This is a genomic window from candidate division WOR-3 bacterium, assembly GCA_039803545.1.
Lineage (GTDB): Bacteria > Hydrothermota > Hydrothermia > UBA1063 > UBA1063 > UBA1063.
On the sequence record JBDRYS010000002.1, the window covers coordinates 234288 to 259837 of the forward strand.

Sequence of the window (25550 nt, forward strand, 5' to 3'; positions counted from 1 at the left end):
GGGTTTAAGATTTAATTTTAACTGTTAAATACCCGCTTTAAGTCCGAGGGTAAAACCAAACCTCTTATTTCTATAAAGACCCTCAAGATAACCTTTAATCAAAAGGATTTTAAACTCAACACCTCCGAAATAGGAGAAGGAGTTGTTTTCGATGGCCGATATCTCCTTCCTTGTGGTGTCACCCGTTGTCCAATAATTTGTGTTTAAAGAATAAATATCATAACTTACCCCAACGTACGGAGTAAGAAGCATAACATTTTTGGAAATTGAAGCCCTGATGGAAAGGTCCCTTAACTTCAGGTTTGTGTACAGGGTATCAAACTTAAAGGTTAGGTTTTTGTATTCATGATTCATTATGGCCACCGATATTGCAGGTGTTGGGGGAACAAGCTGGTCTTTTAAAATCTGAACTTTTATTCCATAACCCATGAGATAGGGTAATTCCTCGAAATAATCTGATTTTATCAATGTTGGGGCATACTTACCAAGAATATCAACGGCAAAAATCCCTCTTAAAAGTGGGGTAAAGGAAAATCCCTTAAAAATTCCTACTTCGCCATAGAGATAAGGGAATACAGCAGGAAAAGATATCTCTTGAGAACTTACTGGATTAGTAAACTTAAACCAGCTGGCATTCGCAGCGACGCCAACATTAAAATGTGGAAGCCCGCCCCTGCATCCCGCATTGGAAATGACTCCGGAAGAAATGAGCGCAGCGGCGTTGTCTGTGAGGGACACTGCCATATTCCTCACATCATCCTCAAGGGTCTGTGCACCCAGGATACCTGCTGTTATCAGCATCAACACAATCTTTTTCATAACAACCTCCTTGGAGCTTAACGTGTATAAATTATAATCCCTTGGTTTTTAACGGTCAACATCTATAAAGTGCAACCCCCTTTGATTATTCAAGTTTGCCTCTTTACCATTATCATATGTATGGCTTGATTCTTGGAGTTTCCTTTTACTTCTTCTTTTTAAGTATTGAACTTTTATCCAAGGGGTTCCAGCTTCTTGGCAGCGGATTTGCAAACATGCTCATACAAAATACCGCTCACCCATTAGTGGGTTTTTCGACAGGATTACTCGCCACCGCTATTGTACAATCATCTTCATCTACCACTTCCATTATTGTAAGCTTAATCGCCGCTGGAACTCTAAACATCAGAAATGCAATTCCGATGATAATGGGGGCCAACATAGGCACTACTGTGACCAACACTCTTGTATCCCTCGCCCACCTAAAAAGGGGAAAAGAATTTGAAAAGGCCCTTCGGGCTGCAACGGTCCATGACTTCTTCAACCTGCTCACTGCTTTTACCTTTCTCCCCTTAGAATACTTCTTCCATCCCCTTGAGAAATCTGCCACTTTTCTTGCCGAGCTTTTCAAAAACATAGGTGGATTCAAGGCTATATCACCATTAAAAATCATCCTCGAACCCGTTATTAAGCTGCTGTTAAACACACCTATTAAAAAATACCCCCCTATAGTCATCGTCGTTGCAATAGTGATGCTTCTACTTTCCCTTAAATACATAGTGGAAAGCATGACGAAAATCTCCAAAAAGTACGTAGACCGGTACCTTAATACAATATTTTTCAAAAACACAAGAACCTCCTTTATTTCGGGACTCGTTTTAACTTCTATAGTTCAATCGAGTTCTTGTACAACCAGCTTAGCCGTTCCCCTTGCCGCCGTTGATCTTCTCGATTTAAGAAGAATTTTCTACTACACCATGGGGGCAAACATAGGAACCACCGTAACTGCAATTCTTGCGGCCCTAATTACAAAAAGCCCTTCAGCACTGGCAATAGCCTTTACCCATCTTCTCTTCAACGTCTACGGCGTTATACTTAACACGCTGATTTACAGGGAACTCCCTGTAAAAATAGCAAAATTTTTTGCCAAAATTGCAACAAAGAGAAAAGTCCTGGCCCTGTTGTATATAATTGTAATCTTTTATTTTGTACCAGCCCTTATAATCTGGATAGGAGGTAGGAAATGAAAAGGACGCTATGGGACCTTTTAAGGGGCAAAACTTTACTTCAGGAGGCCTTTGAAGAAGGTCTCGATATGCTCCTTCAAGTGAAATACATGTACATTGAGACCAACAAACTGCTCTTCGAAGAGGTAAAAGAAGGATTCGATCCCTACTCCATTGATAAGCAGGTAAATAAGAGAGAGATCGAAATCAGGGAAAAGATTTTAAAACATCTCGCCTTTGGAGCAGATAAAGTAGATATAGCCCCTGCCCTTTCCTTGAGCAGCATTGTAATCGACATTGAACGTATAGGCGATTACTGCAAAAATATGTTTGAACTTGTTGAAATCTATCCTGAAAAACTCGATGAAGATTCCTATATCCAGAAACTTAAAGAAATGTCAGAAGAAATTTCCCATGAATTTGACGTTACTTATTTAGCCTTCAAAGAGGCTGATGAAGAAAAAGCGAAATATGTTATGAAAAAACACCTCGAGATCAATAAAATCCTCGAAAATCTCCTACGGGAAGTAGCTAAAGACGATTCTTTAAAGCCGAGGAAAGCCATTATAATCGCCCTTTTAACGAGATATCTCAAGAGGGTAAGTGCACACCTTAAAAATGTAGCCTCTTCCATTGTGAACCCATATCCTAAAATAAGCTTCCAACCGGAGAGCAAGTTTTAGGATTTTAGCCTCAGGAGTACGACTGATTCACACTCTATAAGTTTTGATTCTCCAACAGGGCCGATTTTTTCACCTGTTTTTGCCTTTATATTTATTTTGCTTGGAGAAATCCCGAGGGTTTCAGAAATTATTTCTCTCATTTGGGGTACAAAGTTCTGAATCTTTGGCTTTTCAAGTTTAACCACAGAGTCAATGTTCACTATTTCAATTCTATCACTCCACTTTTGCATGACATCCTCAAGCAATTTTAAACTTGAAACTCCAGCAAACTTGGGATCACTGTCCGGGAAATGGTAACCGATGTCCCTATCACCCACTGCACCAAGAAGGGCGTCGATGATAGAATGAACTAAACAATCCCCATCAGAATGGGCTACGCAGCCGATCTCTTCTGAAACCACAATACCTCCAAGAATTAATCTCTTTCCTTGCTCCAGCCTGTGAGAATCATACCCAAGACCAACTCTTAATTCCATTTCGCCTCCTAATAATTTTCTAAAAAGGTTAAGGTCATCGGGGTATGTAATTTTAAAATTCTCAATGCTTCCCTCCACGACCTTTGCAGGGATACCTAATACATCATAAATCATGGTTGATTCGTCGGTATAACTTTTCTCTGCTTTCTCAAAACCTTTGAGTAATATACTCCTTTTAAACCCCTGGGGGGTTTGGATTAAGTAGAGGTTACTTCGTTCCACTTTACCCGAAAACAAACCAGACTCAAAGTAACCGGCAGTATCTCTCAGGGGAATCCCCGGTACAACAGCGTCATAATCTTTGAGGCCATTAATCACATTATCAACTATTTCCTTGCTTACATTCGGCCTCGCCGCGTCATGAATCAATACAAACTCGCCTTTAGCCTCTTTAACACCATTTTGAACAGACTCACTTCTCTCTTTTCCGCCCTCGACAATGGAAGTCAGCTTGCGGTATCTGCCTTTTAAATCATCTCCCTTTGCCAGGTCTTGTTTGCTTAGGACGAGAATAATTTCTGAAATATCAGGATGGTTTTCGAATACATCAAGGGAATATTCCACAAGGTACTTGCCAAAGACCTCCACAAATACCTTATTCCCACCGAATCTCTTACCCTCGCCCGCTGCAACTATAACGGCAGAATACTCTGGCATTACTGATTAAAGTCAGGTGGCTCAATGAGCTGTCTGAGTCTTTGCATTCTCATAGGATGTCTCAATCTCTTGATCGCCTTCGCCTCAATCTGCCTAACCCTTTCTCTGGTAATACCAAAAATGGCTCCGACTTCTTCTAAGGTTTTCGGCGGATGCCCGTTAAGACCAAACCTGTACTCCAAAATCTTCCTCTCCCTCTTAGAAAGAGTCTGTAGAACCTCATCAAGACGCTCTTTCAAAATGAATTCCTTCGCATATTCGAGGGGATTATTTTCAGTATCAACAACATATTCGGCAATAATTGATTTTTCATCGTGATCTATTGGTTTGTCCATTGAAATTGGCTCTTTCTGGGCTTCGAGTGCTTGCTTCACCTTTTCAATCGTTAAATTAGTCGCCTCTGCAATCTCCTCGTAGGTAGGTTCTCTATCAAGTTCCTGCATCAAATTCTTAATAGCTCTGTTTATCTTGGTTATGGTTTCAATCATGTGAATAGGAATCCTTATCACCCTTGACTGGTCAGCTATTGCTCTCGAAATAGATTGCTTTATCCACCAGGTCGCATAGGTGGAGAATTTGAATCCCTTACGATAATCAAATTTTTCAACAGCCTTAATCAGCCCGAGGTTACCCTCCTGGATGAGGTCTCCAAATTCAAGACCTCTGTTCATAAATTTTTTGGCTATGTCGATAACCAGCCTCACATTCCCTTCCACCATTTTGCATTTGGCAAATTCAAGTTTTTGGAAGTGCTCTTTAAGGCTTGCATAGACCTTTTCTGCTTCATCAAAGGGCATGCCGATTTTACCAATCCTCTCTTCCAGAGCCACTGCAGTCTCCCTCATCATATACATAAGTTCACCAAGCCTTTCTAAATCCTTCGGAGACTTACGACTTTTGTTCTTTAACTCATCCTCCTCAGCTTTAAGGGTATTTAACTTTTCATAAAAATCCTTAATGTTCTTGATCTCTTCCTCAAATTTGTCGAAAATATCCTTTACAACGGAAAACCTTGGGGATATTTTCTCTATTTTATCAGCGATCTTTTTTGCAAGCTTTTCTTTCTCCTTGGAAGAGGGCAAAGTATTATACTCTTCGATTAGATTCTTGAGCTCGCGGAAGCTCTTTTCCACCCTAACCTTTTCCTTCCTATTCATTTCCCTGGATGTCCAGTAATGAGAATCAACCTGAACAAGCTCCTCAATAGGCATGAAACCGTCTAAGCATTGCCTGATGAGCATGTAAAATTTCTCAATTCCGTAAGGTGTTGCAAAGAGTTCCCGTACAATATCCTTTCTTGCCTCATCGATCATCTTCGAATATTCCTGTTCCTCCTCTTTTGTAAGCAAATTAAGGTTAGAAACCTGTTTCAAATAAGTCTTGGTAGGGTCATCTCTTATCTGAGAGAACTCTTCTTTCTCCAAAATGTCCTGTTCGATCTTGTTCTTTTTCTTAGGCTTGAAAGATTCATGGACTTCGATCCCTTCTTCCTGAAGGGCCATTATAACCTCTTCGAACTGTTCCGTCCCCACTTGATACGGCAATACCCGTTCAAGCTCGTCAAAAGTAACTTTTTTCTTCTTCTTAGCCTTCTCAATAAACTCCCTGAATTTTTTGTCCTCAAATAAGGTCCCCATAAATTATCCCCCCATATTTTCTTTTTTGCTTTTAAAAAACTCAACTAAAATTTTCTCAATATTCTCTCTATTTTCGAGCCTCTGCTTTAGAAGCATCTGCCTGACCTTTGAGGCTCGAATATTTTTAATTTTCTTAATAACTTCAACTTTGACCTTATCATTCATTTCTCCGAGGTAATTCATCGCATACTCGACTATTCTGCTTGAACGTGGATGTTCTGATATTACCTCCTCCGGGGTCTTTCCCTCTTTTAAAGCAAGGTAAATTGATTTCGCATCTTCACTTAAGAAATCCTCAGCAGTCAATTCATTTAGCAATACCTCTCTTATTTCACTATCAATTAAAGCTGCGACCGCTAATGAAAAATCCACACCAGCAATAACATTTTCCCTTTTTTGTCCACTCAGCAATTTTAAAACTTCGTTCAAACCAATAGAACCTATCCCAAAAGCCCTGGCAACTAAATCCCCAAAATCCTTACGCAAAACAGGATTCTCAATTTTCTGAATCGACTCCAATAAATCTCTAACATTTGATGCCCTTTCCTCAATCGAATTGCTTATGCTTAATATATATTTAGCAAAATTGACCGCATTGTCAAGGGCCTTTGTAACCTCTTCAATCCTGCCGTTCTCCCATGCTTCAGCAGGGTCCTTGGAAGAGTCTAAATTAGCAACTAAAGGCATAACACCTTTTTCCAGGAGGACCTTAATACTTCTTAAAGTGGCTCTTTTCCCTGCTTCATCACTATCGAAAAGAAGAATTGCTTGGGGAAACTGCGATGATATAAAACTGGCATGGCCCTCCGTTAAAGCGGTCCCCATAGGTGCAAGTCCCCTTTTAAGCCCCATCATAAATAGTGCCATGACATCAAAGTAACCTTCTACAATTATTGGCACCTTAGAATCCCTCAAATCTTTTTTATTTATGTAGTATCCAAAAAGTATTTTTCCTTTGCTGAAGAACTCTGTCTCTGCAGTATTTAGATACTTTGGTTCGTCGGATTCCTTCATTGCGCGACCGCCAAAGGCAACAACATTACCAAAGTGGTCATAGATGGGGATAATAAGCCTATCCTGGAAAAACTCGGAATAGCCACCACGGGGGTTTTCTTTGATTAAGCCGACCTTTAACATTGTATAAAAATCAAACCCCCTATTTTTCAGATAGGTTACCAAACCTGCCCCTGAGGCATAACCTAAACCAAAGGTGAGAATCGCTTCCGTGGTAACCTTTCTTTGTTTGAGATAGTTCAAAACCGGAACACCTTCTTCAGATTCGTTGAGCAATCTTTGATAATAAGCCTTCGCTTCCTTAAGCACCATGAGCTCTTTACTGCTTTTAATCTCCTCATCTATTTTAATGCCCGCAATTTTTGCCAGTTCTCTTACAGCCTCTGAAAAAGACAGTCCCTCTTTCTTCATCAAGAAGGTAAAAACATTTCCCGATGCACCACAGCCGAAACAGTGATAAAGCCCTTTATCAGGGTCTACATAAAAAGAAGGGGTTTTTTCCGCGTGAAAGGGACATAAGCCTCTGTAAGACTTACCCGTTTTTTTCAGCTGTACGTAATTACTTACAACATCCACTATGGATACCGATGCGCGAATCTTTTCGATTATTTCTCTAAAGTTATCCTCTCTCATAAAGGTAAGTTATCGGAACCTCTATAAAGGTTCTACCAATTTGAATGAGTGCTTTGTCTTTTTTTATCTCCTTCAAAACTCCCATAACTCCAACCGGTTTTATAAAATACTCTTTATTCAGGACAAGCTCAACCGGGGGCTTCAAATCGAGCTCGTAGCTCCTTCCGAGGTCTACAAGTTCCCTCTTCACCTCCTTAGCAAGTTGCCTGATCTTATCACGGTTTTCCTCTCTTCGTAACTCTTTTAATAATTTATCTACCTCTTCCCTTGCGTTGGCAATTATTCTCTGGGCTGTTTCCTTCCCAATCTTTTCAGCCTTTTTAAGCTTTTCCTCTAACATTTCAAGTTTCTCTTTATATTCGGAGGAAAGCTTTTCATATAGTGCCTCTTTCTCTCGGAAACTTTTAACAACGCTATCGAGTATAGCCGATTCACCCTGGACATACTCCTTCGCCTTCGCCGTAATCTCTGATGGTAACCCGGTTTTTTCTGCAATTTCAAAGGCATGACTTACCCCAATCTCACCTACCCTTACCCTGTAAGTCGGTTTTTGATCCACTGGATCAAATTCCATGGAGGCGTTTAACATTTTATCATTTTGAGAAACCAGAAGCTTCAGTGTAGTGAGGTGTGTATTGCCCAACACCCAAACATCTCTCCAAAGGAGATGTTCAAGAACAGCATAAGCAATCCCTGATGCCTCTTGGGGATCAGTGCTGGAAATTAACTCGTCAAACAGAACAACATCCCCATCCTTCGCATTACTCAGGACATCTACAATTTCCCTGATATAAGATGTAAAACTTGATTCACCCTCAATAAGGTCCTGTTCATCCTGAAATCCAACGGCAAAAACATTTTCGGGGAATACGAGTACTGCTTTTTCGGCAGGTACTGGAATTCCCGCCGTTGCCATTAAGTGAAAAAGACCGATAGTCTTCAAAAGTACCGTTTTACCACCTGCATTTGGCCCTGAAACGAGAAAAACCTTCTTATCAATATATAAATTAAGTGGGACAACCCTTTCCGAGCCTAAGGTTTTTACAAGAATGGGATGATAACCGTTAATGATTTCGATAAAATCATTGGAAAACTCAGGATATTCGCACCGGTAATCGGCCTTAAAATTGGCGAGCGCATAATATAACTCCAATTTCCCCACATGCTCCCAGACAGTATATAACGCATCGGCAAGCTTTCCTATCCTTTCACTTAGATCCCGCCTAATTCGATCTATTTCCTCTTTTTCCTCTTCCACAGCCCTTATGTAACTATTCTGAAGTTGAACCACTTCAATAGGCTCAACATAAACAGTCTCGCTACTTTTAGAATAGCCATGGATTATGCCTTCAGTCTTAAAATTTGCGATCAAAGGTATAACAAATCTCCCATTTCTAATGGTAATCACCGATTCCCGCACGATCCCCTCGGCTTCGAGTCTTCTCAAAATTTTCGTCATTACTTCATAAATTTCACTTCTCAGTGAAAGAACCTTTTGCCTTATTCTGTAAAGCTCTGGTGTGGCATCGACCCTGAGCTCTCCATCATCGCTTACCATTGAATAAATCTGCCTCTTCAACGATTTCAGAATCTCTGGATTAAGAAGAAAATCACAAGAGTCAGAGAGCGATTCATATAGCCTTGTGTAACCTTCTATAAAATCGCCTACTTCTCTTATTTCTTTAAAAGAAAGGGGGGCACCCGTGCTGGCTCTTCCCAAAGCCTTTTTAATATCAGAAAATCTTGAAAAATCAAGCCTTATGCCCTTGTGAATTGCTCTCTCAATCAATCGCGTTTTTTCAAAAATATCCTTTACCTCTTCCACGCTTTTCCCGGGCATAAGGCTGTCAATTTGCTCTATACCACAAGGAGATACCACATAGGATTTCAGTATCTCCTTGAGCTTCCCAAATTCCAATCTTTCGAGGGTTTTATTCCTCATTTCTCTTCATTTTCCGAAGCATGCGCCTTCTTGCTGCCAACAGTTCCTTCTTTTTCTTTTCGGAAGGTTTTTCGTAATACTGATATTTTTTGACATCTTGAAGAATGCCATCGGCAGCTACCACTTTTCTAAACCTTTTAAGAAGGCTTTCGAAGCTCTCACCTTCACGCAGTCTGACGCCAGACACAGAAATCACCTCCTTTTAACTTTTTAAAGTGCCCCCCATTCTAAAAATGATCAATGTGGCCAATGCCACTGCTGCAGTCTCTGCCTTTAAAATAGTCTCACCAAACTTAAAGCCATGAAAACCTGCCTTTAAAAGGGCCTCGATTTCCTCTCCCGTAAAACCCCCTTCAGGACCAATTACCAGTAAGGTATCGCCGTTTATTGATGTATCACAATCAAGCGGTTTACCTTCTAAATATCCAAAAAATTTATGCTGAAAACCTTCTATTTTTAAAAGTTCCGAAAAACTTAAAACCTCATAAAGAGAAGGTACTATTGAACGATTACACTGTTTTAGTGTTTCTTTTGCTATCCTTGACCACCTCTCTAACCTAAAATGCTTTTTAACACTTCTTTCAAATATAACCGGTATAAACTCGCTAACACCCAGTTCCGTGCACTTTTCTATTAAATATTCGTTAGCCCTACCCTCTGACAAGGGTGAAAAGGCAAGTGTAAGTTTAAAAGGTAATTCGTGTTTTTTCAAATGGTGTTCAAGAATAGTTGCTTTTAAAACTCGACTGCGTAGATTTATCTCGTCTACCCTCGAAAAGTACTCATTGCCATTCCCATCGATTAATCTAATAACCTCACCTAGTTTAACCCGTCTTACCTTTACAAGGTGGTGAAATTCCTTTTTGTCTGTGACCAAAAGGGTATTTTCAACCTTTTCTTGAAAGTAAGCGGAATTCATGAAGGTTTGGAGAACCTTGGAATCTTACTCATTGTTTCCTCTTCTTCCTTCTGCATCTTGTGGGCTAAATCCAAATATTCTTTAGAAGGCCTTGAAGGAATTATAAGCTTAACATGGAAATACAGGTCGCCTTTGTAGCCATTCCTTTCCATACCGTACCCTTTCAAGCGAATCGTCTCTCCCGGTACTGTACCCGGCGGAATCTTCACTTTTAGCTTTCTTCCATCAAGATGAGTAAACTCAAATTCTTTGCCCAAAATCAACTCGGAATAGGTCACATTGATTGCCACGTGAAGATCCTCTTTATCTCTAATAAAAATTTCATGAGGTTTTTCGGAAACGACAACGATTAGATTCCCCCTCTCACCACCCCTTGTGCCTGCGTGGCCCTCTCCGTGGAGTATAAAGTACTCTCCGTTTCTAATTCCTTTTGGTATTCGGAACTCAATCTCCTTCTCTTCCCTTACTCTTCCCGAACCACCACATTTGGGACACGGGTTGACTATCACCTTCCCTTCGCCTCTGCACTGAGGGCAAACGGATTCTCTGATGAATTGGCCAAAGAAAGTGGAAGAAACCTCCCTTACTACACCCGAGCCTTTACAAACCGGGCAGGTCTCAACTTTACCATCAACGGAACCCGTTCCTTGACAGGCATCACACACTTCTAATCTCTTCAGTCTTATCTTTTTAGTCTCTCCACGGTATATTTCCTCAAGAGTCAAGGGGAGGGTGATCTGGATATCTTCCCCCCTAACCTTAACCCTCTGTCTTCGAGTCCCACGCCTTGTATCAAAGCCAAAAAAGTTTCCGAAAAAGTCATCAAAGAAATCAAACCCAAAGCCCAGATCTTTAAAAATGTCTCTGAGGTCGTCAAAGTGAGTAAAGTCCCTCCAGGTGAAATCACCTTGCTGGAATCTTGTCTTAACTCCTTCGTGCCCATACATGTCATAGAGTTTTCGTTTTTCTGGGTCAATGAGAACTTCGTAGGCCTCACTTATCTCTTTAAACTTTTCCTCGGCTTCTTTCCTATTTTCAGGATTCCTATCGGGATGATACTTAATCGCCAGCCTTCGGTAGGCCTTCTTTATCTCTTCGGGAGTCGCATCCCGAGGAACGCCAAGGATCTCATAATAGTCTTTTTTAGCCATTATTTCACCACTTCATAGTCTGAGTCATCAGGTTTATCTTTCTTTCCTTCCGCAGTCCCAGTTTGTGCGCTACTTCCGTACTTAGCGTAGACTTCTTGAGCTACTTGTGACCAAACCCTCTGAAGTTCTTCGAAATCCTGCCTGATCTTCACAAAGTCCTCACCTTTTAAAGATTCCCTGAGCCTGTTGAGGGCTTCTTCAACTCTCTTCTTCTGTTCCTCTGTTAACTTCTCTTGTAAGTCTCTCAAGCTCTTTTCCACAGAGTACACATATGCATCGGCCTGATTCCTAAGTTCGATTAGCTCCCTCCTCTTGCGGTCCTCCTCCTTGTACTTCTCAGCCTCCTTTACCATGCGATCGATTTCCTCTTGAGTTAGCCCGGTTCTTGCGTATATCTTGATAGAGTTTTCTTTATTAGTAGCTTTGTCAACTGCCGAAACATGAAGGATACCGTCAGCATCTATATCAAAGGTAACCTCAATCTGTGGTGTACCTCTGGGAGCGGGGGGTATCCCCATAAGTTCAAACTGACCAAGTAACCTGTTCTCAGATGCAATTGGCCTCTCACCTTGATAAACTTTGATCAGAACAGAAGTCTGATTATCTTCTGCAGTAGTGTAAATCTTTGATTTCCTCGTGGGTATTGTCGTATTACGTGGAATAACCACATCGAAAATGCCACCGAGGGTCTCCACGCCTAAGGAAAGCGGAACAACATCAAGGAGGACTATGTCCTTATCTTGATATTCACCTGCTATGATGGCACCTTGTATAGCAGCACCAACCGCAACAACTTCATCGGGGTTAATTCCTTTATGAGGCTCTTTACCGAAGAACTCTCTTACCTTCTGCTGGACAAGAGGCATCCTGGTCTGACCACCAACCAGAATAACTTCGTCAATATCTTGGGGTCTGAGTTTTACATCCTCTAAAGCTTGCTTGCAGATTTCAATGGTCCTTTCGATCAAATCCATGGACATGGCTTCAAGTCTGGACCTTGTAAGAACCCTTTCTAAGTGCTTTGGACCGGACGCATCAGAGGTGATAAAGGGCAGGGAAATTTGAGTTTCCATTAGAGTAGAAAGTTCTTTCTTGGCCTTTTCTGCCGCGTCCTTGAGCCTCTGCAATGCATTCCTGTCGTTTCTCAGGTCAATACCCGTTTCTTTTCTAAATTCCTCAATCAGCCAGTCAATAATGCGCTGGTCGATATCATCGCCACCAAGGTGAGTGTCACCAGATGTTGCCATAACTTCAAAAACACCTTTATCCAGTTCGAGGATGGAAATATCAAAGGTGCCTCCACCAAGATCGTAGACTGCAACCCTGATGGTCCTGTCAGTTTTATCCAATCCGTAAGCTAAGGCAGCTGCTGTAGGCTCTGGGAAAACCCTCACTACCTCGAGGCCTGCAATAATTCCAGCATCCTTTGTTGCCTGTCTCTGGGCATCGTTAAAGTGAGCAGGAACTGTGATAACTGCCTTTTTAACGGGCTCATTAAGGTAAATCTCTGCAATTTCTTTCATGTAAGCAAGGATTTTTGAAGAAACCTCTTCTGGTGTCACATTTCTTCCAATAGCGGGTATATAAATTTCGACTCTATCATTTATACCCCTGACCACCTTGTAAGGGACTCTTTTAATATCTACCTCTGCCTCATCGTACCTTTTACCCATGAACCGCTTTACTGAAAAGACTGTATTCTCAGGATTGAGGATCGCTTGTCTCTTAGCAATGGAACCAACAAGTACCTCCTGACCCTTAAAGGCCACGACAGAAGGTGTAATTCTCTCACCTTCTTTATTCGTTATAACGACTGGATCACCACCAATAACAATGGCAACCGCGGAATTGGTAGTTCCAAGGTCGATTCCAATTATCTTCTCTTTCGCTGCCATAGGCATCCCCTCCCAAAAGTTTAATTATTTTCGTTATTTTCTTTTGCTTTCTCTTTAGAAACCTTAACTCGTGCAGGGCGGATCAACTTGCCCCGCAAAATATAGCCAGGCTGAACTTCCTCCACAACCTTCCCGGGAGGAAGCTCATTGGTCTCCACCAGCTCAATTGCCTCGTGGATCTTCTCATCAAAATCTCCACCACTTCCGCTTATCAGCTCAAGACCCTCCATTCGCAAGACTTGTAAAAGTTCATTGTAAATCATTTCAACTCCCTTCTTAAAAACCTCGTCACTACTCGGAACCATAAGAGCCAGGCGGAAGTGGTCGAGAACCGTAATAAGATTCCTAATAATCCGTTCGTTTGCGAAATCAATATTTTTTTGCCACTCTTCCTTCATCAATTTTTTGTAATTTTCAAATTCCGCTGCCTTTCTCAAAAACAGATCTTTAAAATTATCCCTTTCTTTTTCCAGTTCACTTATGCGGTTGCTCAATTCTTCAAATTCCCTCTTCAACTTTTTAACCCAGTGCTCCTGCATATTATTTCTGGCCTGAACTTTCTTCTTTCGAAGCCTGGCAAGTTGAACAAGACTTCCCGTAGTCATTTACGTAAAATCCTGACCCTTTAAAACTCAACCCTACACTTCCGCTGTAGACTCTCACCAGCTCACCACCACACTTAGGGCATTTTGTGGGAAGCGAATCACCATTGTTATATAGTTCTTCGAAGGTCTCACCACAATTTTTGCATCGAAATTCATAAATAGGCATGGGACCTCCTTAAAAAGAATTTTTGGGCGGGGCGAAGCCCCGCCCAAAAGGTTTATCTTAGAACTCGTCGTATCCGCCGCCTGCTGGTGGTACGTTCTCTTTCTTCTTTTCTTTGATCTCCGTCACAAGGGCTTCAGTGGTTAGCAAGAGACCTGCAACAGAGGCGGCATTCTGCAAGGCAATCCTTTCAACCTTCGTAGGATCAATAATACCAGCTTCGATCATATCCTTGAATTCGCCGGTCAGGGCATCAAAGCCGTGGGTTTCAGGCAGTTGTTCGACTTTTTCCGCAATAACCGCACCATTGTAACCAGCATTTTCCGCAATCTGCTTCAGTGGCTCGACAAGGGCCTGTTTTACAATTTCCACACCAAACTGTTTATCGCCTTCAAGCTTAAGATTTTCAAGGGCCTTCTTCGCCCTGATGTATGCTACACCACCACCGGGGACAATGCCTTCCTCAACAGCAGCTTTGGTCGCATGCAAAGCATCTTCAATCCTTGCCTTCTTTTCTTTCATTTCTGTTTCAGTAGCGGCACCGACATATATAACAGCAACACCACCGGCGAGTTTTGCAAGCCTCTCCTGCAATTTTTCTCTATCGTAATCGGACTTGGTCTCTTCAATCTGGGCCTTTATCTGTGCGATCCTGGCCTTTATATTTTCCTTGGAACCGTAACCCTCGACAATGGTTGTATTATCTTTATCTACAACCACTCTCTTTGCCCTTCCAAGGTCGCTTAGCTGTGCAGACTCAAGTTTCATACCGGCCTCTTCAGAAATCACTTTCCCACCCGTCAAAATGGCAATATCCTCAAGCATTGCCTTTCTTCTGTCGCCATAGCCAGGAGCTTTAACAGCGCAAGCCTGGAGAACGCCTCTCAGCTTATTAACAACGAGGGTGGCAAGGGCCTCGCCTTCAACATCCTCGGCTATTACAAGAATAGGCCTACCCTGCTGAGCAACTTTTTCAAGGATAGGAAGTATATCCCTAATGGAAGAAATCTTCTTATCGTAAATCAGGATGTAAGGTTCCTCTAAGACGCACTCCATCTTCTCAGGATTGGTTACGAAGTATGGGGAAATGTAACCCCTATCAAACTGCATACCTTCGACGATCTCAACGTATGTTTCAATACCCTTGGCCTCTTCAACGGTGATAACACCATCTTTACCGACCTTATCCATAGCCTCGGCGATCTTCTCACCAATCTCCCGGTCGTTGTTAGCAGAAATGGATGCTACCTCAGAAATCTCCTTCCTGCCCTGAACCTCACGAGACATCTTCTTCAGCTCTTCAACAACCTTTTCGACAGCAGCATCAATTCCTCTCTTGATCTCAATTGCATTAGCACCAGAAGCTATATACTTAAGCCCATTTCTGAAAATTGCCTCAGCAAGAATCGTTGCAGTGGTGGTACCATCACCTGCGACATCGGAGGTTTTGGAAGCTACTTCCCTTACAAGCTGTGCCCCAAGGTTTTCGAAGGGATCTGGTAATTCAATTTCCTTGGCAACGGTAACACCGTCCTTGGTTATGGTTGGGGATCCGAATTTCTTTTCAAGAATAACATTTCTTCCAGCAGGGCCAAGGGTGACCTTTACAGCTTTGGCAAGCTTCTCAACACCTCTTAGTAATGCCCTTCTACCCTCTTCTTCAAAAATTATTTCTTTTGCTGCCATTTTTTACCTCCTTTTAGCCTTCTATGATGCAAAGTATATCATCTTCCCTCATAACGAGGTATTCTTCATCGCCTACTTTAACCTCGGTACCAGCGTACTTGGAGAAGAGGACCTTGTCACCAACCTTTACTTCAAGAGGAATCCGATTTCCCTTTTCATCGAGCCTTCCAGGACCAACAGCAACAACCTCCCCCTTCTGGGGCTTTTCTTTTGCTGTGTCGGGAATTATAATGCCGCCTTTCTTGACCTCTTCTTCCTCTATTCTTTTGATAACAACCCTGTCTGCCAGAGGTCTCAGCTTCATACATTCACCTCCTTTTGGAGCAAAAATAATTAATGTGTTATTTAAAATATAGTGAATCAGTATGAATTGTAAAGGGGGGCTTTCATCACTTAAGGAAATAGCATAAAGAGGTGAACAAACAACAAACGGGGAGTAAAATTCTTATTATGAGAGCGATAATCTTCAATGTCGGTAACGAGCTTTTAAGGGGCATATTCCTCAATTCAAACCTACAGGAACTATCAAAAATACTCCTGGAAAGCGGCATTCCCGTTGAAAAGAACATAGTATTACCAGACGACGAAAACTTAATAGCCGAAGAAATCCAGAATTACTTAGGCAAAATTGACCTTCTTGTCATCACAGGTGGCTTGGGTCCAACCCACGACGATGTTACGAAAGAGGCAATTGCCAGCGCCCTCAACCTCGAATTAGTTTTCTCTGAGACATTGTATGACTCCCTAAAAGAAAAATTCAAAAAATACAATATACCAGAAACGGAAAATCTAAAAAAATATGCCCTAATTCCAAAAGGTTTTGAAATACTCAATAACCCTCGAGGCATCGCACCAGGCCTAAAAACTGTAGTTAATAATACCACCATAATACTTCTACCAGGTCCACCACCCGAAGCCAAAGAGATTTTGAGCGGATTTCTCCAGAAATTAGAAAAAGCTAACTATTACTGGAACTACATCAGAACCTTTGGATTAAAGGAGAATGAAATTCTCGAAAAATGCAAAGAAGAACTCGACGCGGTAGATTCTGGTCTCTACCCCGATATAAGGGGTGTGGATATATTCTTAGGATCAAAGAATGCCAGTTTGCTCGAACAGACCTCACAACGTGTGGTTTCTAAGCTCGGTAAGAACGTATACGCCACCGGCACCAAAAACATCGAAGAAGTCATCGGAGAAAAATTAAGGAAGAGAAAGCTTACTTTATCAACAGCGGAATCCTGCACAGGGGGACTTTTAGGGAATCTTATAACAAACGTGTCAGGCAGTTCTGAGTATTTCATGGGGGGAGTTGTTTCTTATTCCAACGAAGCTAAAATTAAAATCCTTAATGTACCAGAAGAGATCATAAGAGATTATGGAGCCGTTTCAAAAGAGTGCGCTTATCACATGGCTGAAAATGTTAAGAGCCTCTTCGAAACTGACTTTGGAATTTCAATAACGGGAATCGCAGGACCTACAGGGGGTACACCCCAAAAACCAGTGGGGCTTGTCTTTATCGGAATCGCAACAAAGGAAGTAGCCTATGTATTCAAAAGAATCTTCGGAGGCACACGCATTGAAATAAAAATGAAAAGTGCCTTGGAATCCCTTTACTTATTAAACCTTATTCTTGAGGGAACTACATTCCCGGAAAATACTTTCAAAGTCTGAAATGGATAGCTCCTCTGGCCGTTTATCCAAATAATTCGAAAATACAGGCTCTAAGGACGGATTATAGCACCCCATTGCCCTTAAGAGGGTCCTTATTTTTTTTCTCCTGCCCTCAAAGAGTCTTCGAACGAACCTCTCAAGATCTCTCCTATCAATAACTTCTTCCTTCCTTAAAAGCTTTAAGAATGCCGAGTTTACAAGGGGGACCGGGTGAAAGCAAAACCTTGAGATGTTAAATTCTATAGATGGGGTATAGTAAAGGTTAACGAAAACAGTAAGAGAACCGTAAACCTTGTTACCTGGCGGTGCAACAATCCTTTCCGCGACCTCCCGCTGAACGGTCAGGTAAATCTCGGGAAAATAGTCTCTCGAGTAAATTAACTTTTCCAGTATGGGCGTAGTTATGTGATAGGGTATGTTAGAAATGACTTTGGTCTCAGAAATTCCTAATTTTTCAAAAAGTTCCTTCAAATTAATCTTCAAAAAGTCCGCATTGTAGAGGAAAAGTCTATCATCCAGAAAAAGGACGAATTCCCCTTTCAAATAGCGGAAAAGTTCTTCGTCGATTTCAATAGCAATGACCTTTGCTCCAGCTTTCAATAACTCCGCTGTGAGGTATCCCTTTCCTGGTCCGATTTCCAGTACCCACTCATCCTCCTTAACTTTAGCAGTTTCAACAAGTTTCTTGAGAATATAGGTGTCGGTGAGAAAAACCTGAGAAAATTTTCTATGGGGCATCAATTAGACCTCAACAAACTCATCGTACACATGCTCGATAAACTCGGCATTGTTTGTAAAGATCTGCATTTTGCTCTGGAGCCTTTGCATGGCATCAATGGGATCCAGCTCTGAGAGTACTTTACGAATAGCCCATATCCGTTTTAAAACCTCACTATCCAATAGTAGCTCTTCCCTTCTCGTACCCGATTTGTTAAGATCTATAGCAGGGAAAATCCTCCTATCCGCGAGCCTACGGTCAAGAACCAGCTCCATATTTCCTGTTCCCTTGAACTCCTCAAAAATCACCTCATCCATCTTTGAACCCGTTTCAATTAGAGCGGTTGCAATAATTGTGAGAGAACCACCACCCTCTATATTCCTTGCAGCACCGAAAAACTTCTTTGGCTTAACAAGGGCAGTGGAGTCTATACCACCAGATAAGGTTCTTCCTGAATGGGGAGTAACCACATTGTATGCCCGAGCAAGCCTGGTTAAAGAATCAAGCAAAATGACCACATTCTCTCCTAATTCCACCAGCCTTTTTGCCCTCTCAAGGACGATCTCAGCGACTTTTGTATGCCTCTCTGCCGGCATATCAAAGGTAGAACTTATAATTTCATCTGCATCTACATTTCTTTTAAAATCTGTTACTTCTTCAGGTCTTTCGTCAATTAAGAGTACGATGAGCTTGACCTCATCCCTGTGGTTCTTCAATATGGAATTGGCTATCTTTTGCAAAAGCACCGTTTTACCTGCCCTTGGAGGGGAAACGATAAGACCCCTCTGCCCCATTCCAATAGGCACAAAAAGGTCAACAATTCTCATTGAAATATCGTTTTCATTAGGTAGCTCAAGCTTAAATTTCCTTGTAGGATAGAAAGGTACCAATTCTTCAAATTGAGGCCTTGATTTTAATTCATCCGGAAGCCTACCGTTAATTCTTTCGATCTGTGTAAGGGCCATGCTCTTATCGCCTTCCTTAAGTTTTTTGGCATAGCCCACAATGTGATCACCCTCCCTTAACCCGTATGATTTGATGGTAGCGTAGGAAACGTAAATGTCGTCATCACTGGGAGCGTAGTTCTTTTCCTTTCTTCGGAGAAATCCAAAAATAGACTTTCTGCCCTTTTCTCCTTCCTTTTCCTGTTCAATGATTTCAAGCACCCCTTCACAATACTTTATACCATTCAGTGCCGCTTGACGCTCGAGAATTTTCTCAATGAGTTCTTTCTTCCTCATCTCTTCATAATTTTCAATGGCAAGTTCCTTAGCTATTTCGTAAAGTTCACTCAACTTTTTCTTTTCCAACTCCTTCGCTTCAAACATTTTCCCCTCCTAAATCATTGGCGTGTTATTAATATAAAGATGAAAGACTGCATCGAGAGTCTTAGCTGCCCGATGGGCGACCATTACCCTTGACATAAAAATCTGGAAAAATTCCAAGACCGGCGCAATGTTGGTATCAATTTCAATTTCATAGGTTATAACCCTTTTTTCAGGGTCTACTAAGATTTTTGAACTGGTAGCAGCAAAATTGACTCTGTCATGAATATCCACCTTCAAATTTTCCCAGATATTTCCCATTTTCCTTACTCTGCTTCTGTGGACGTCAGCCTTATCAGCCAGTATCAGGGCAGCAGAAAGCACCGAAGAAGGAAAACCATCCTCCTCGTGGTGATTCCCAATCGCCATCATAACATCGGTCACCTGTTCCACTGGTAACCCTCGGCGTCTTAAAAGGTCTCCTGCAATCACAGCCCCAACCTGTGCATGGTGTTCCCTATTCACAAGGTTCCCTACATCATGAAGAAGTCCGGCAATTTCGCCAAGTCTTTTAAGATCCTCATTATAACCCAGTGACTCGAGAATTTGACCAGTTCTTTTTGCCACCCAGGTTACGTGTCTGAGTCCATGCTCTGTGTAGCCCATCGCTTCCAGTTGAGCATCCGCTTTTTTTATATAAGTAACAACTTCTTCGTCATTAAGCAAATCTTGATAAGTCAGTTTAACCATATATCCTCCTCAAAAATTCTGGATCTTCCTCCAGTTTGTTTCCAATCACTACAAAGTCTGCGCCACTATCAAAGGCGTTTATAATTTTTTCCTTTGAATTCAATCCTCCTCCCACAATAATTGGTATTTTAACGTTCTCCTTAATACTCCTTACAATTTCACCGGGCACCGGATTTAGGGCACCAGAACCTGCCTCCAAATATAACAATTTAAACCCAAGATATTCTGCTGCAAGGGCGTGTGCCACCGCCAAATCTACCTTATCCCCTGGTAGAGGTCTTGTCCCCGTAACAAATTCAACCGTCGTCGTTTTGCCAGAATCGAAGAGAAGGTAAGCCGTTGGGATAGGCTCAATACCGTAACTTTTCACGAGGGGGGCCATCCTTACCTGTTCATCAATTAGATACTGAGGATTCCTTCCACTTAAAAGAGAAAGAAAGAGAATGGCATCAGCCCCTTCCACTACCTGACAGTGAGACCCAGGGAAAAGGATAACAGGCTTTCTTGTTTTTCCTTTCAACTTTTTCACGAAATCCTGTATATCTGACCTTACTAAGAGGCTACTCCCCACTAAGAAACCCACTACCTTTTCTTCATCCTCATACTTAGAAAGGATCTGGGATACTTTTTCATCATCCACTTTATCAGGATCTAAGAGGATGAATACCTTCTTTTTCTCGCCCTCAAGAAATAATTTTTCGTACAAACTCATTTAACTTACTACCTCCATGGGAAACCAAAATGCCAAAAATTCTTGGGGAAATACCTAAGACCATCTTTAAAGCTGAGACAGCATTAATGTCCTCTAAATATTGCCCATCAAGAGACCTTTTTAAATCCTTAAAGATTTCCACAAGCTCGTCCCGTTTAAGCGAGTAAAAAACCTTTTTAACCGTAGTTGAAATATAATAATCCCGACTCAGAACCTTTTTAAGGCTTTCGGGATACGATTCCGGAGAATCCGTTGCTATGGACTCAGCAGCAATTTTCCCTGATAGGTAAGCGTTGGCTATACCGCCACCGGACATAGGGTCTGCCAATCTACCAGCATCACCAACAAGGAAAACACCATCTTTATAGAGCACCTCATCCATTCCTCCCCAAGGAACAACGCCTCGCAATGCCCCAAGAATTTTTCCATTGGGAAAGTACTTTTCAAGGAAAAGTTTTAAACCCGCTTCAGCAGAATCCCATGAAGTATCAACGCCTACACCCACATTGGCAAACCCTTTTTTCTTAGGGAAAACCCATCCATACCCACCTGGAGTAAGAGCTTCAGAATAGTAAAAAACGATTCTATCCTCTTCAATACTTTTATCGTAAAGATAAACCTGAGAGCAATAGTGCGTGAAACCCTGCCTTAATTCGGCCCTCATACCCGCCTTCAGCCCGACTCCGGAGCCGGGACCATCTGCACCCACGACATACTGAGAAAGAAACTCTAATATCTGACCACCACGATTTACAAAAACCCGATAATAATTACCTTCTTTCTTAAGGTCAAAAAATTTGGAATTAATTAATGGTACTGCACCTTTCTCAACAGCCCTTTCGAAAAGCAACCTATCAAAGATTTTTCGCTCTAAGATATAACCAAAAGAGCTCTTTGAAAGGAGCGTAAAATCAACTTCGTTTTCGACAAGAATCCTGATCTTCTTAATCTCTGACGCGACTCCACGTTCTGGTTTAACGATTTCGTAAAATCCTCTTGAGATACCCTCTGCACAAAGTACATTTCTTCCTACTTCCCGATCTTTTTCCACAACAAGTACTTTTTACCAAGGTCCGCAAGATGAAAGGATGTGGAACTTCCCGCGGGACCTCCTCCAACAACGATTACATCATAAGCTTGCCTTAGGGAAATCATCTATTTTCCTGGAGCAAAACGGAGCAAAAAGGAGTTAATCCAACCCGAATCTCCATCTTCATCCAAAACTTTTATCCACTGTCCTTTTGAACGGCCAAGAAAAATGAATTTCTCGTTAGGATTCGTGTAATTCTTCGTAATTTCAGACCCTTTATCAGGTTTTGAGTATAACGGCACGGTAAGGGCGTATTTTTCCATGTCCTTCTTCACTTCGGGGGCAAAAGCCATCTTTGTACCCGGTTTCTCATATATGGAAGGCTTCCTAAGCAAAGAGCAGACCATCAAGAAAATTGTTAACACCCAAATTCCATATTTGAAGTATTTGAAATATTTGTCCTCTCTCCAGGTAAAACCCTTGGGTTGCCTGAAATAAAAATCTTCGTCTTTAAAGAGTTTCATGAAATAAAAGAGAAATATTAAACCCGGGCTGCGACCTACTCTCCCACACCCTTGCGGGTGCAGTACCATCGGCCCTGGAGGGCTTAACTTCCGGGTTCGGAATGGAACCGGGTGTTTCCCCTCCGGTATGGCAGCCCGGGAAAAATAAGACAAAAAGTGGTTGAGGTAGGTGACTAAGACTCTCGGCCTATTAGTACCGCTCGGCTCAATCCCTTACGGGACTTACACCTGCGGCCTATCAACCCGGTAGTCTTCCGGGGGCCTTAGCCAACCGTATAACCCAGCTTGCGCCAGGTTACCGGTTGACGGGGTACCTAATCTTGGGGCGCGCTTCCCGCTTAGATGCTTTCAGCGGTTATCGCCTGGAGACATGGCTACCCAGCGCTGCCCCTGGCGGGACAACTGGTACACCAGAGGTCTCCCCACCCCGGTCCTCTCGTACTGGGGGCAGCCCCCCTCAAGTACCCTACGCCCGTGGCGGATAGGGACCGACCTGTCTCACGACGGTCTGAACCCAGCTCACGTACCCCTTTAATGGGCGAACAGACCAACCCTTGGGACCTTGTCCAGCCCCAGGATGGGGTGAGCCGACATCGAGGTGCCGAACCGGGCCGTCGATGTGAACTCTCGGGCCCGACTAGCCTGTTATCCCCGGGGTAACTTTTATCCGCTGAGCGATGGCCCTTCCACATGGGACCACCGGATCACTAGGCCCTGCTTTCGCACCTGCTCGGCCTGTCGGCCTCACAGTCAGGCCCCCTTATGCCCTTGCACTCCACGCACGGTACCGTCCGTGCTGAGGGGACCTTTGGGCACCTCCGTTACCCTTCAGGAGGTCACCGCCCCAGTGAAACTGCCCACCAAGCGCTGTCCCCCCACTCGATCCAGAGTGGCGGGTTAGGATCCCAACACTTCAAGGGTGGTATTTCACCGGCGCCTCCACCTCCCCTGGCGAGGAGGCTTCACAGGCTCCCACCTATCCTACACATGAAGTGTCAAGACCCAACGCCAGGCTGCAGTAAAGCTCCACGGGGTCTTTCGGTCCTGCCACGGGTAGGTGGCATCTTCACCACCACTACAACTTCACCGAGCTTCCCCCTGAGACACCGGCCCAGTCGTTACGCCATTCGTGCAGGTCGGAACTTACCCGACAAGGAATTTCGCTACCTTAGGACCGTTATAGTTACGGCCGCCGTTTACCGGGGCTTCGGTTCGGGGCTTGCACCCCTCCCCTTAACCTTCCGGCACCGGGCAGGCGTCAGAGCCCATACGTCCTCTTGACGAGTTCGCGGACTCCTGTGTTTTTGGTAAACAGTCGCCAGGCCCTCTTCGCTGCGACCCCGTTCCGCTCCAGCCGCAAGGGCCTTCACGTACTTGGGGCACCCCTTCTCCCGAAGTTACGGGGCCAAGTTGCCGAGTTCCTTAGGGGGAATTCTCTCGCGCGCCTGAGCATACTCTGCCCGTCTACCTGTGTCGGTTTGCGGTACGGTCAGCCTGGTTTCAACGCCTGCGAGGCTATTTCTTGGCAGCATGGTCCAGACCAGTTCTCCCCCGTTAAGGGGGATCCCCATCGCCTCTCAGAGTTGGGTCTTTAAACCCGCCCCTCCGGATTTCCCTGGAGAGGCCTCCTACAGGCTTAGACGCCCTAAGCCACCAGGGCGCTGGCCTTTCCCTACTGCGTCACCCCCCAGGCTCCACCAAGCTGGCTCCCGAATATTAACGGGATTCCCATCCCCTACGCCTTTCGGCCTCAGGTTAGGGGCCGGCTAACCCACCGCGGACGAGCCTTCCGGTGGAAACCTTAGACTTTCGGCGCCTCCGATTCTCACGGAGGTTATCGCTACTAATGCCTGGATTCTCACTTCCCTGCAGTCCAGCGGTCCTCGCGAACCACCTTCAGCCCGCAGGGAACGCTCCCCTACCGCTGTCACCCAAAGGTGACAACCCGCAGCTTCGGTGGAAAGCTTAGCCCCGTTAAATTTTCGGCGCAGGGGCGCTCGACTGGTGAGCTGTTACGCACTCTTTAAATGATGGCTGCTTCTAAGCCAACATCCCAGCTGTCTAAGCGCCCCCACATCCTTTACCACTAAGCTTTCACTTTGGGACCTTAGCTGGCGGTCTGGGTTGTTCCCCTCTCGGCAATGGAGCTTATCCCCCACTGCCTGACTCCCGGGAAGCATGTTGCGGCATTCGGAGTTTGGTTGGGTTCGGGGTTGCCCCCTACCCCATCCAGTGCTCTACCTCCGCAACACTCATTCCCGAGGCTAGCCCTAGAGCTATTTCGGGGAGAACCAGCTATCTCCGGGTTCGATTAGCTTTTCACTCCTACCCACAGCTCATCCGAGGACTTTTCAACGTCCACCGGTTCGGGCCTCCATCACCGGTTAAGGTGACTTCACCCTGGCCATGGGTAGATCACCCGGCTTCGGGTCTACCGCCGCCAACTTAACGCCCTATTCGGACTCGCTTTCGCTACGGCTCCGGCCCAGAGGGCCTTAGCCTCGCCGGCGACGGTAACTCCCAGGCTCATTACGCAAAAGGCACGCCGTCAGGCCATTTAACCTCCCCGAAGGGAAGTTAAATGGACCCTCCGACTGATTGTAGGCACCTGGTTTCAGGTTCTATTTCACTCCCCGCACTGGGGTTCTTTTCACCTTTCCCTCACGGTACTTAGTCCGCTATCGGTCACCAGGGAGTATTTAGCCTTAGGTGGTGGTCCACCCAGATTCCCCCAGGATTCCACGTGTCCCGGGGTACTCGGGAACACAGTCCAGGAAGACTCCACACCTTTCGCCTACGGGGCTTTCACCCTCTATGGCCTACCTTTCCAGGTAGTTCGGCTAGGCGGGAGTTTTGTAACTTCCCGGCTCCGCCGTGGCAGAGCCCGACTGTGTCCCACTACCCCGTCTCTGCAACGCCCACGGGCTTGGCACAGAGACGGTTTAGGCTGTTCCCCTTTCGCTCGCCGCTACTCAGGGAATCGCGGTTGCTTTCTTTTCCTCCGGGTACTGAGATGTTTCAGTTCCCCGGGTTCGCCTCCCCCCATAAGGGGGATGACCACTTATTAAGGTGGCCGGGTTTCCCCATTCGGGCATCCCGGGATCAAAGGCTGCTTGCGCCTCCCCCGGGCTTATCGCAGCTTGCCACGCCCTTCATCGCCTCCTGGTGCCGAGGCATCCACCAGGTGCCCTTACTATCTTAGCCACCTACCTCAACCACTTTGTTTTCAAAGAGCAGATTTGTAAGTAGGTAAATTATACCCGCTCCCCCTTGGAATGTCAAGGGGCGATAAAATACCCTTCGTTTGCAAGTGTTAATATATTAATATAGTGCCCCTGTTCTGTCAAGTTTTTTGCAAATCCTTGAAAAAACAAAACTTAACAAAAACAGTCAAACGGGTATCATCAAAGTTATTATACCAAACTGCGAAA

The 25550-nt window shown here is 43.9% G+C and carries 23 protein-coding genes and 2 rRNA genes; 3 read left to right on the forward strand and 22 right to left on the reverse strand.

What is annotated here, in order from left to right; translation table 11 throughout:
- Positions 1-24: 24 nt before the first annotated feature.
- Positions 25-819, reverse strand: coding sequence for a hypothetical protein (locus tag ABIM45_06180; protein ID MEO0239492.1), 795 nt, complete (start codon positions 817-819; stop codon positions 25-27).
- Between the two features lie 116 nt (positions 820-935).
- Here ABIM45_06180 and ABIM45_06185 point away from each other — a divergent pair, with 116 nt between their 5' ends.
- Both ABIM45_06185 and ABIM45_06190 read left to right on the forward strand, forming a co-directional pair.
- Positions 936-2006 carry a Na/Pi symporter gene (locus ABIM45_06185; protein ID MEO0239493.1) on the forward strand — a complete coding sequence of 357 codons (1071 nt, stop codon included), beginning with the start codon at positions 936-938 and terminating at the stop codon, positions 2004-2006.
- The gene (locus ABIM45_06190) at positions 2003-2668 is read left to right on the forward strand and encodes a PhoU domain-containing protein (GenBank protein ID MEO0239494.1); all 666 of its coding nucleotides are present in this window, start codon (positions 2003-2005) and stop codon (positions 2666-2668) included. The genes ABIM45_06185 and ABIM45_06190 overlap by 4 nt, the downstream gene beginning before the upstream one ends.
- Here the strand turns inward: ABIM45_06190 and ispD are convergent.
- From ispD to groES, 12 genes are read right to left on the reverse strand one after another with little or no spacing between them, the layout of a single operon-like run.
- The gene (gene ispD, locus ABIM45_06195; protein ID MEO0239495.1) at positions 2665-3801 is read right to left on the reverse strand and encodes a 2-C-methyl-D-erythritol 4-phosphate cytidylyltransferase; all 1137 of its coding nucleotides are present in this window, start codon (positions 3799-3801) and stop codon (positions 2665-2667) included. The genes ABIM45_06190 and ispD overlap by 4 nt on opposite strands.
- Complete coding sequence (locus ABIM45_06200) at positions 3801-5438, reverse strand: sigma-70 family RNA polymerase sigma factor (protein MEO0239496.1); 1638 nt, start codon at positions 5436-5438, stop codon at positions 3801-3803. Before ABIM45_06200 ends, ispD begins: the two co-directional genes overlap by 1 nt.
- A gap of 3 nt (positions 5439-5441) precedes the next feature.
- Entirely contained in the window at positions 5442-7085 is a 1644-nt protein-coding gene (dnaG, locus tag ABIM45_06205) for a DNA primase (protein ID MEO0239497.1), read from the reverse strand.
- Positions 7072-9027: a hypothetical protein gene (locus ABIM45_06210; GenBank protein ID MEO0239498.1), complete on the reverse strand. Its 1956-nt coding sequence runs from the start codon at positions 9025-9027 to the stop codon at positions 7072-7074. The genes dnaG and ABIM45_06210 overlap by 14 nt, the downstream gene beginning before the upstream one ends.
- Positions 9017-9214, reverse strand: a complete 198-nt coding sequence (gene rpsU, locus ABIM45_06215; protein ID MEO0239499.1) for a 30S ribosomal protein S21 — start codon at positions 9212-9214, stop codon at positions 9017-9019. Before rpsU ends, ABIM45_06210 begins: the two co-directional genes overlap by 11 nt.
- 15 nt (positions 9215-9229) lie before the next feature.
- Complete coding sequence (locus ABIM45_06220; protein ID MEO0239500.1) at positions 9230-9946, reverse strand: RsmE family RNA methyltransferase; 717 nt, start codon at positions 9944-9946, stop codon at positions 9230-9232.
- Positions 9943-11097 carry a molecular chaperone DnaJ gene (dnaJ, locus tag ABIM45_06225; GenBank protein MEO0239501.1) on the reverse strand — a complete coding sequence of 385 codons (1155 nt, stop codon included), beginning with the start codon at positions 11095-11097 and terminating at the stop codon, positions 9943-9945. Before dnaJ ends, ABIM45_06220 begins: the two co-directional genes overlap by 4 nt.
- On the reverse strand, positions 11097-12992 hold the full coding sequence (dnaK, locus tag ABIM45_06230) for a molecular chaperone DnaK (GenBank protein MEO0239502.1): 1896 nt from the start codon (positions 12990-12992) through the stop codon (positions 11097-11099). Before dnaK ends, dnaJ begins: the two co-directional genes overlap by 1 nt.
- A gap of 20 nt (positions 12993-13012) precedes the next feature.
- Positions 13013-13531 carry a nucleotide exchange factor GrpE gene (locus ABIM45_06235; protein ID MEO0239503.1) on the reverse strand — a complete coding sequence of 173 codons (519 nt, stop codon included), beginning with the start codon at positions 13529-13531 and terminating at the stop codon, positions 13013-13015.
- 1 nt (position 13532) lies between these two features.
- Positions 13533-13763: a zinc ribbon domain-containing protein gene (locus ABIM45_06240; protein MEO0239504.1), complete on the reverse strand. Its 231-nt coding sequence runs from the start codon at positions 13761-13763 to the stop codon at positions 13533-13535.
- 57 nt (positions 13764-13820) lie between these two features.
- Positions 13821-15446: a chaperonin GroEL gene (gene groL, locus ABIM45_06245; protein ID MEO0239505.1), complete on the reverse strand. Its 1626-nt coding sequence runs from the start codon at positions 15444-15446 to the stop codon at positions 13821-13823.
- 13 nt (positions 15447-15459) lie between these two features.
- On the reverse strand, positions 15460-15750 hold the full coding sequence (gene groES, locus ABIM45_06250; protein MEO0239506.1) for a co-chaperone GroES: 291 nt from the start codon (positions 15748-15750) through the stop codon (positions 15460-15462).
- Positions 15751-15896: 146 nt separating this feature from the next.
- On the opposite strand from groES, the gene ABIM45_06255 reads away from it, so the two are divergent.
- Positions 15897-17120 (forward strand): CinA family nicotinamide mononucleotide deamidase-related protein, encoded by a 1224-nt coding sequence (locus ABIM45_06255; GenBank protein ID MEO0239507.1) that lies wholly within the window; start codon positions 15897-15899, stop codon positions 17118-17120.
- Here ABIM45_06255 and rsmA read toward each other — a convergent pair.
- The 9 genes from rsmA to ABIM45_06300 form a co-directional block, all read right to left on the reverse strand.
- Positions 17067-17858 carry a 16S rRNA (adenine(1518)-N(6)/adenine(1519)-N(6))-dimethyltransferase RsmA gene (gene rsmA / locus ABIM45_06260; GenBank protein MEO0239508.1) on the reverse strand — a complete coding sequence of 264 codons (792 nt, stop codon included), beginning with the start codon at positions 17856-17858 and terminating at the stop codon, positions 17067-17069. The genes ABIM45_06255 and rsmA overlap by 54 nt on opposite strands.
- A 3-nt stretch (positions 17859-17861) precedes the next feature.
- Positions 17862-19166 (reverse strand): transcription termination factor Rho, encoded by a 1305-nt coding sequence (gene rho / locus ABIM45_06265; protein MEO0239509.1) that lies wholly within the window; start codon positions 19164-19166, stop codon positions 17862-17864.
- Positions 19167-19175: 9 nt separating this feature from the next.
- The gene (locus tag ABIM45_06270) at positions 19176-19853 is read right to left on the reverse strand and encodes an HD domain-containing protein (protein ID MEO0239510.1); all 678 of its coding nucleotides are present in this window, start codon (positions 19851-19853) and stop codon (positions 19176-19178) included.
- A complete protein-coding gene (locus ABIM45_06275) occupies positions 19846-20565 on the reverse strand; it encodes a geranylgeranylglyceryl/heptaprenylglyceryl phosphate synthase (GenBank protein ID MEO0239511.1) in 720 nt (239 codons plus the stop codon). Before ABIM45_06275 ends, ABIM45_06270 begins: the two co-directional genes overlap by 8 nt.
- On the reverse strand, positions 20537-21616 hold the full coding sequence (locus ABIM45_06280) for an NAD(P)/FAD-dependent oxidoreductase (protein ID MEO0239512.1): 1080 nt from the start codon (positions 21614-21616) through the stop codon (positions 20537-20539). The genes ABIM45_06275 and ABIM45_06280 overlap by 29 nt, the downstream gene beginning before the upstream one ends.
- Positions 21595-21720, reverse strand: coding sequence for a hypothetical protein (locus ABIM45_06285; GenBank protein ID MEO0239513.1), 126 nt, complete (start codon positions 21718-21720; stop codon positions 21595-21597). Before ABIM45_06285 ends, ABIM45_06280 begins: the two co-directional genes overlap by 22 nt.
- On the reverse strand, positions 21721-22119 hold the full coding sequence (locus tag ABIM45_06290) for an SH3 domain-containing protein (GenBank protein MEO0239514.1): 399 nt from the start codon (positions 22117-22119) through the stop codon (positions 21721-21723).
- 22 nt (positions 22120-22141) lie between these two features.
- Positions 22142-22258 (reverse strand): 5S ribosomal RNA (gene rrf / locus ABIM45_06295).
- Between the two features lie 30 nt (positions 22259-22288).
- Positions 22289-25323, reverse strand: a 23S ribosomal RNA gene (locus ABIM45_06300).
- Between the last annotated feature and the right edge of the window lie 227 nt (positions 25324-25550).

Coding starts and splice junctions, on each gene's coding strand:
- ABIM45_06180 (MEO0239492.1), bottom strand. CDS start 819: ATGAAAAAGATTGTGTTGATGCTGATAACAGCAGGTATCCTGGGTGCA.
- ABIM45_06235 (MEO0239503.1), bottom strand. CDS start 13,531: ATGCAGGAGCACTGGGTTAAAAAGTTGAAGAGGGAATTTGAAGAATTG.
- ABIM45_06190 (MEO0239494.1), top strand. CDS start 2,003: ATGAAAAGGACGCTATGGGACCTTTTAAGGGGCAAAACTTTACTTCAG.
- groL (MEO0239505.1), bottom strand. CDS start 15,446: ATGGCAGCAAAAGAAATAATTTTTGAAGAAGAGGGTAGAAGGGCATTA.
- ABIM45_06210 (MEO0239498.1), bottom strand. CDS start 9,027: ATGAGGAATAAAACCCTCGAAAGATTGGAATTTGGGAAGCTCAAGGAG.
- groES (MEO0239506.1), bottom strand. CDS start 15,750: ATGAAGCTGAGACCTCTGGCAGACAGGGTTGTTATCAAAAGAATAGAG.
- ABIM45_06270 (MEO0239510.1), bottom strand. CDS start 19,853: ATGGTTAAACTGACTTATCAAGATTTGCTTAATGACGAAGAAGTTGTT.
- rho (MEO0239509.1), bottom strand. CDS start 19,166: ATGTTTGAAGCGAAGGAGTTGGAAAAGAAAAAGTTGAGTGAACTTTAC.
- ABIM45_06255 (MEO0239507.1), top strand. CDS start 15,897: ATGAGAGCGATAATCTTCAATGTCGGTAACGAGCTTTTAAGGGGCATA.
- ABIM45_06240 (MEO0239504.1), bottom strand. CDS start 13,763: ATGCCTATTTATGAATTTCGATGCAAAAATTGTGGTGAGACCTTCGAA.
- ABIM45_06285 (MEO0239513.1), bottom strand. CDS start 21,720: ATGATTTCCCTAAGGCAAGCTTATGATGTAATCGTTGTTGGAGGAGGT.
- rsmA (MEO0239508.1), bottom strand. CDS start 17,858: ATGCCCCATAGAAAATTTTCTCAGGTTTTTCTCACCGACACCTATATT.
- ABIM45_06290 (MEO0239514.1), bottom strand. CDS start 22,119: ATGAAACTCTTTAAAGACGAAGATTTTTATTTCAGGCAACCCAAGGGT.
- dnaK (MEO0239502.1), bottom strand. CDS start 12,992: ATGGCAGCGAAAGAGAAGATAATTGGAATCGACCTTGGAACTACCAAT.
- ABIM45_06220 (MEO0239500.1), bottom strand. CDS start 9,946: ATGAATTCCGCTTACTTTCAAGAAAAGGTTGAAAATACCCTTTTGGTC.
- dnaG (MEO0239497.1), bottom strand. CDS start 7,085: ATGAGAGAGGATAACTTTAGAGAAATAATCGAAAAGATTCGCGCATCG.
- ABIM45_06200 (MEO0239496.1), bottom strand. CDS start 5,438: ATGGGGACCTTATTTGAGGACAAAAAATTCAGGGAGTTTATTGAGAAG.
- ABIM45_06185 (MEO0239493.1), top strand. CDS start 936: ATGTATGGCTTGATTCTTGGAGTTTCCTTTTACTTCTTCTTTTTAAGT.
- ABIM45_06275 (MEO0239511.1), bottom strand. CDS start 20,565: ATGAGTTTGTACGAAAAATTATTTCTTGAGGGCGAGAAAAAGAAGGTA.
- ispD (MEO0239495.1), bottom strand. CDS start 3,801: ATGCCAGAGTATTCTGCCGTTATAGTTGCAGCGGGCGAGGGTAAGAGA.
- dnaJ (MEO0239501.1), bottom strand. CDS start 11,097: ATGGCTAAAAAAGACTATTATGAGATCCTTGGCGTTCCTCGGGATGCG.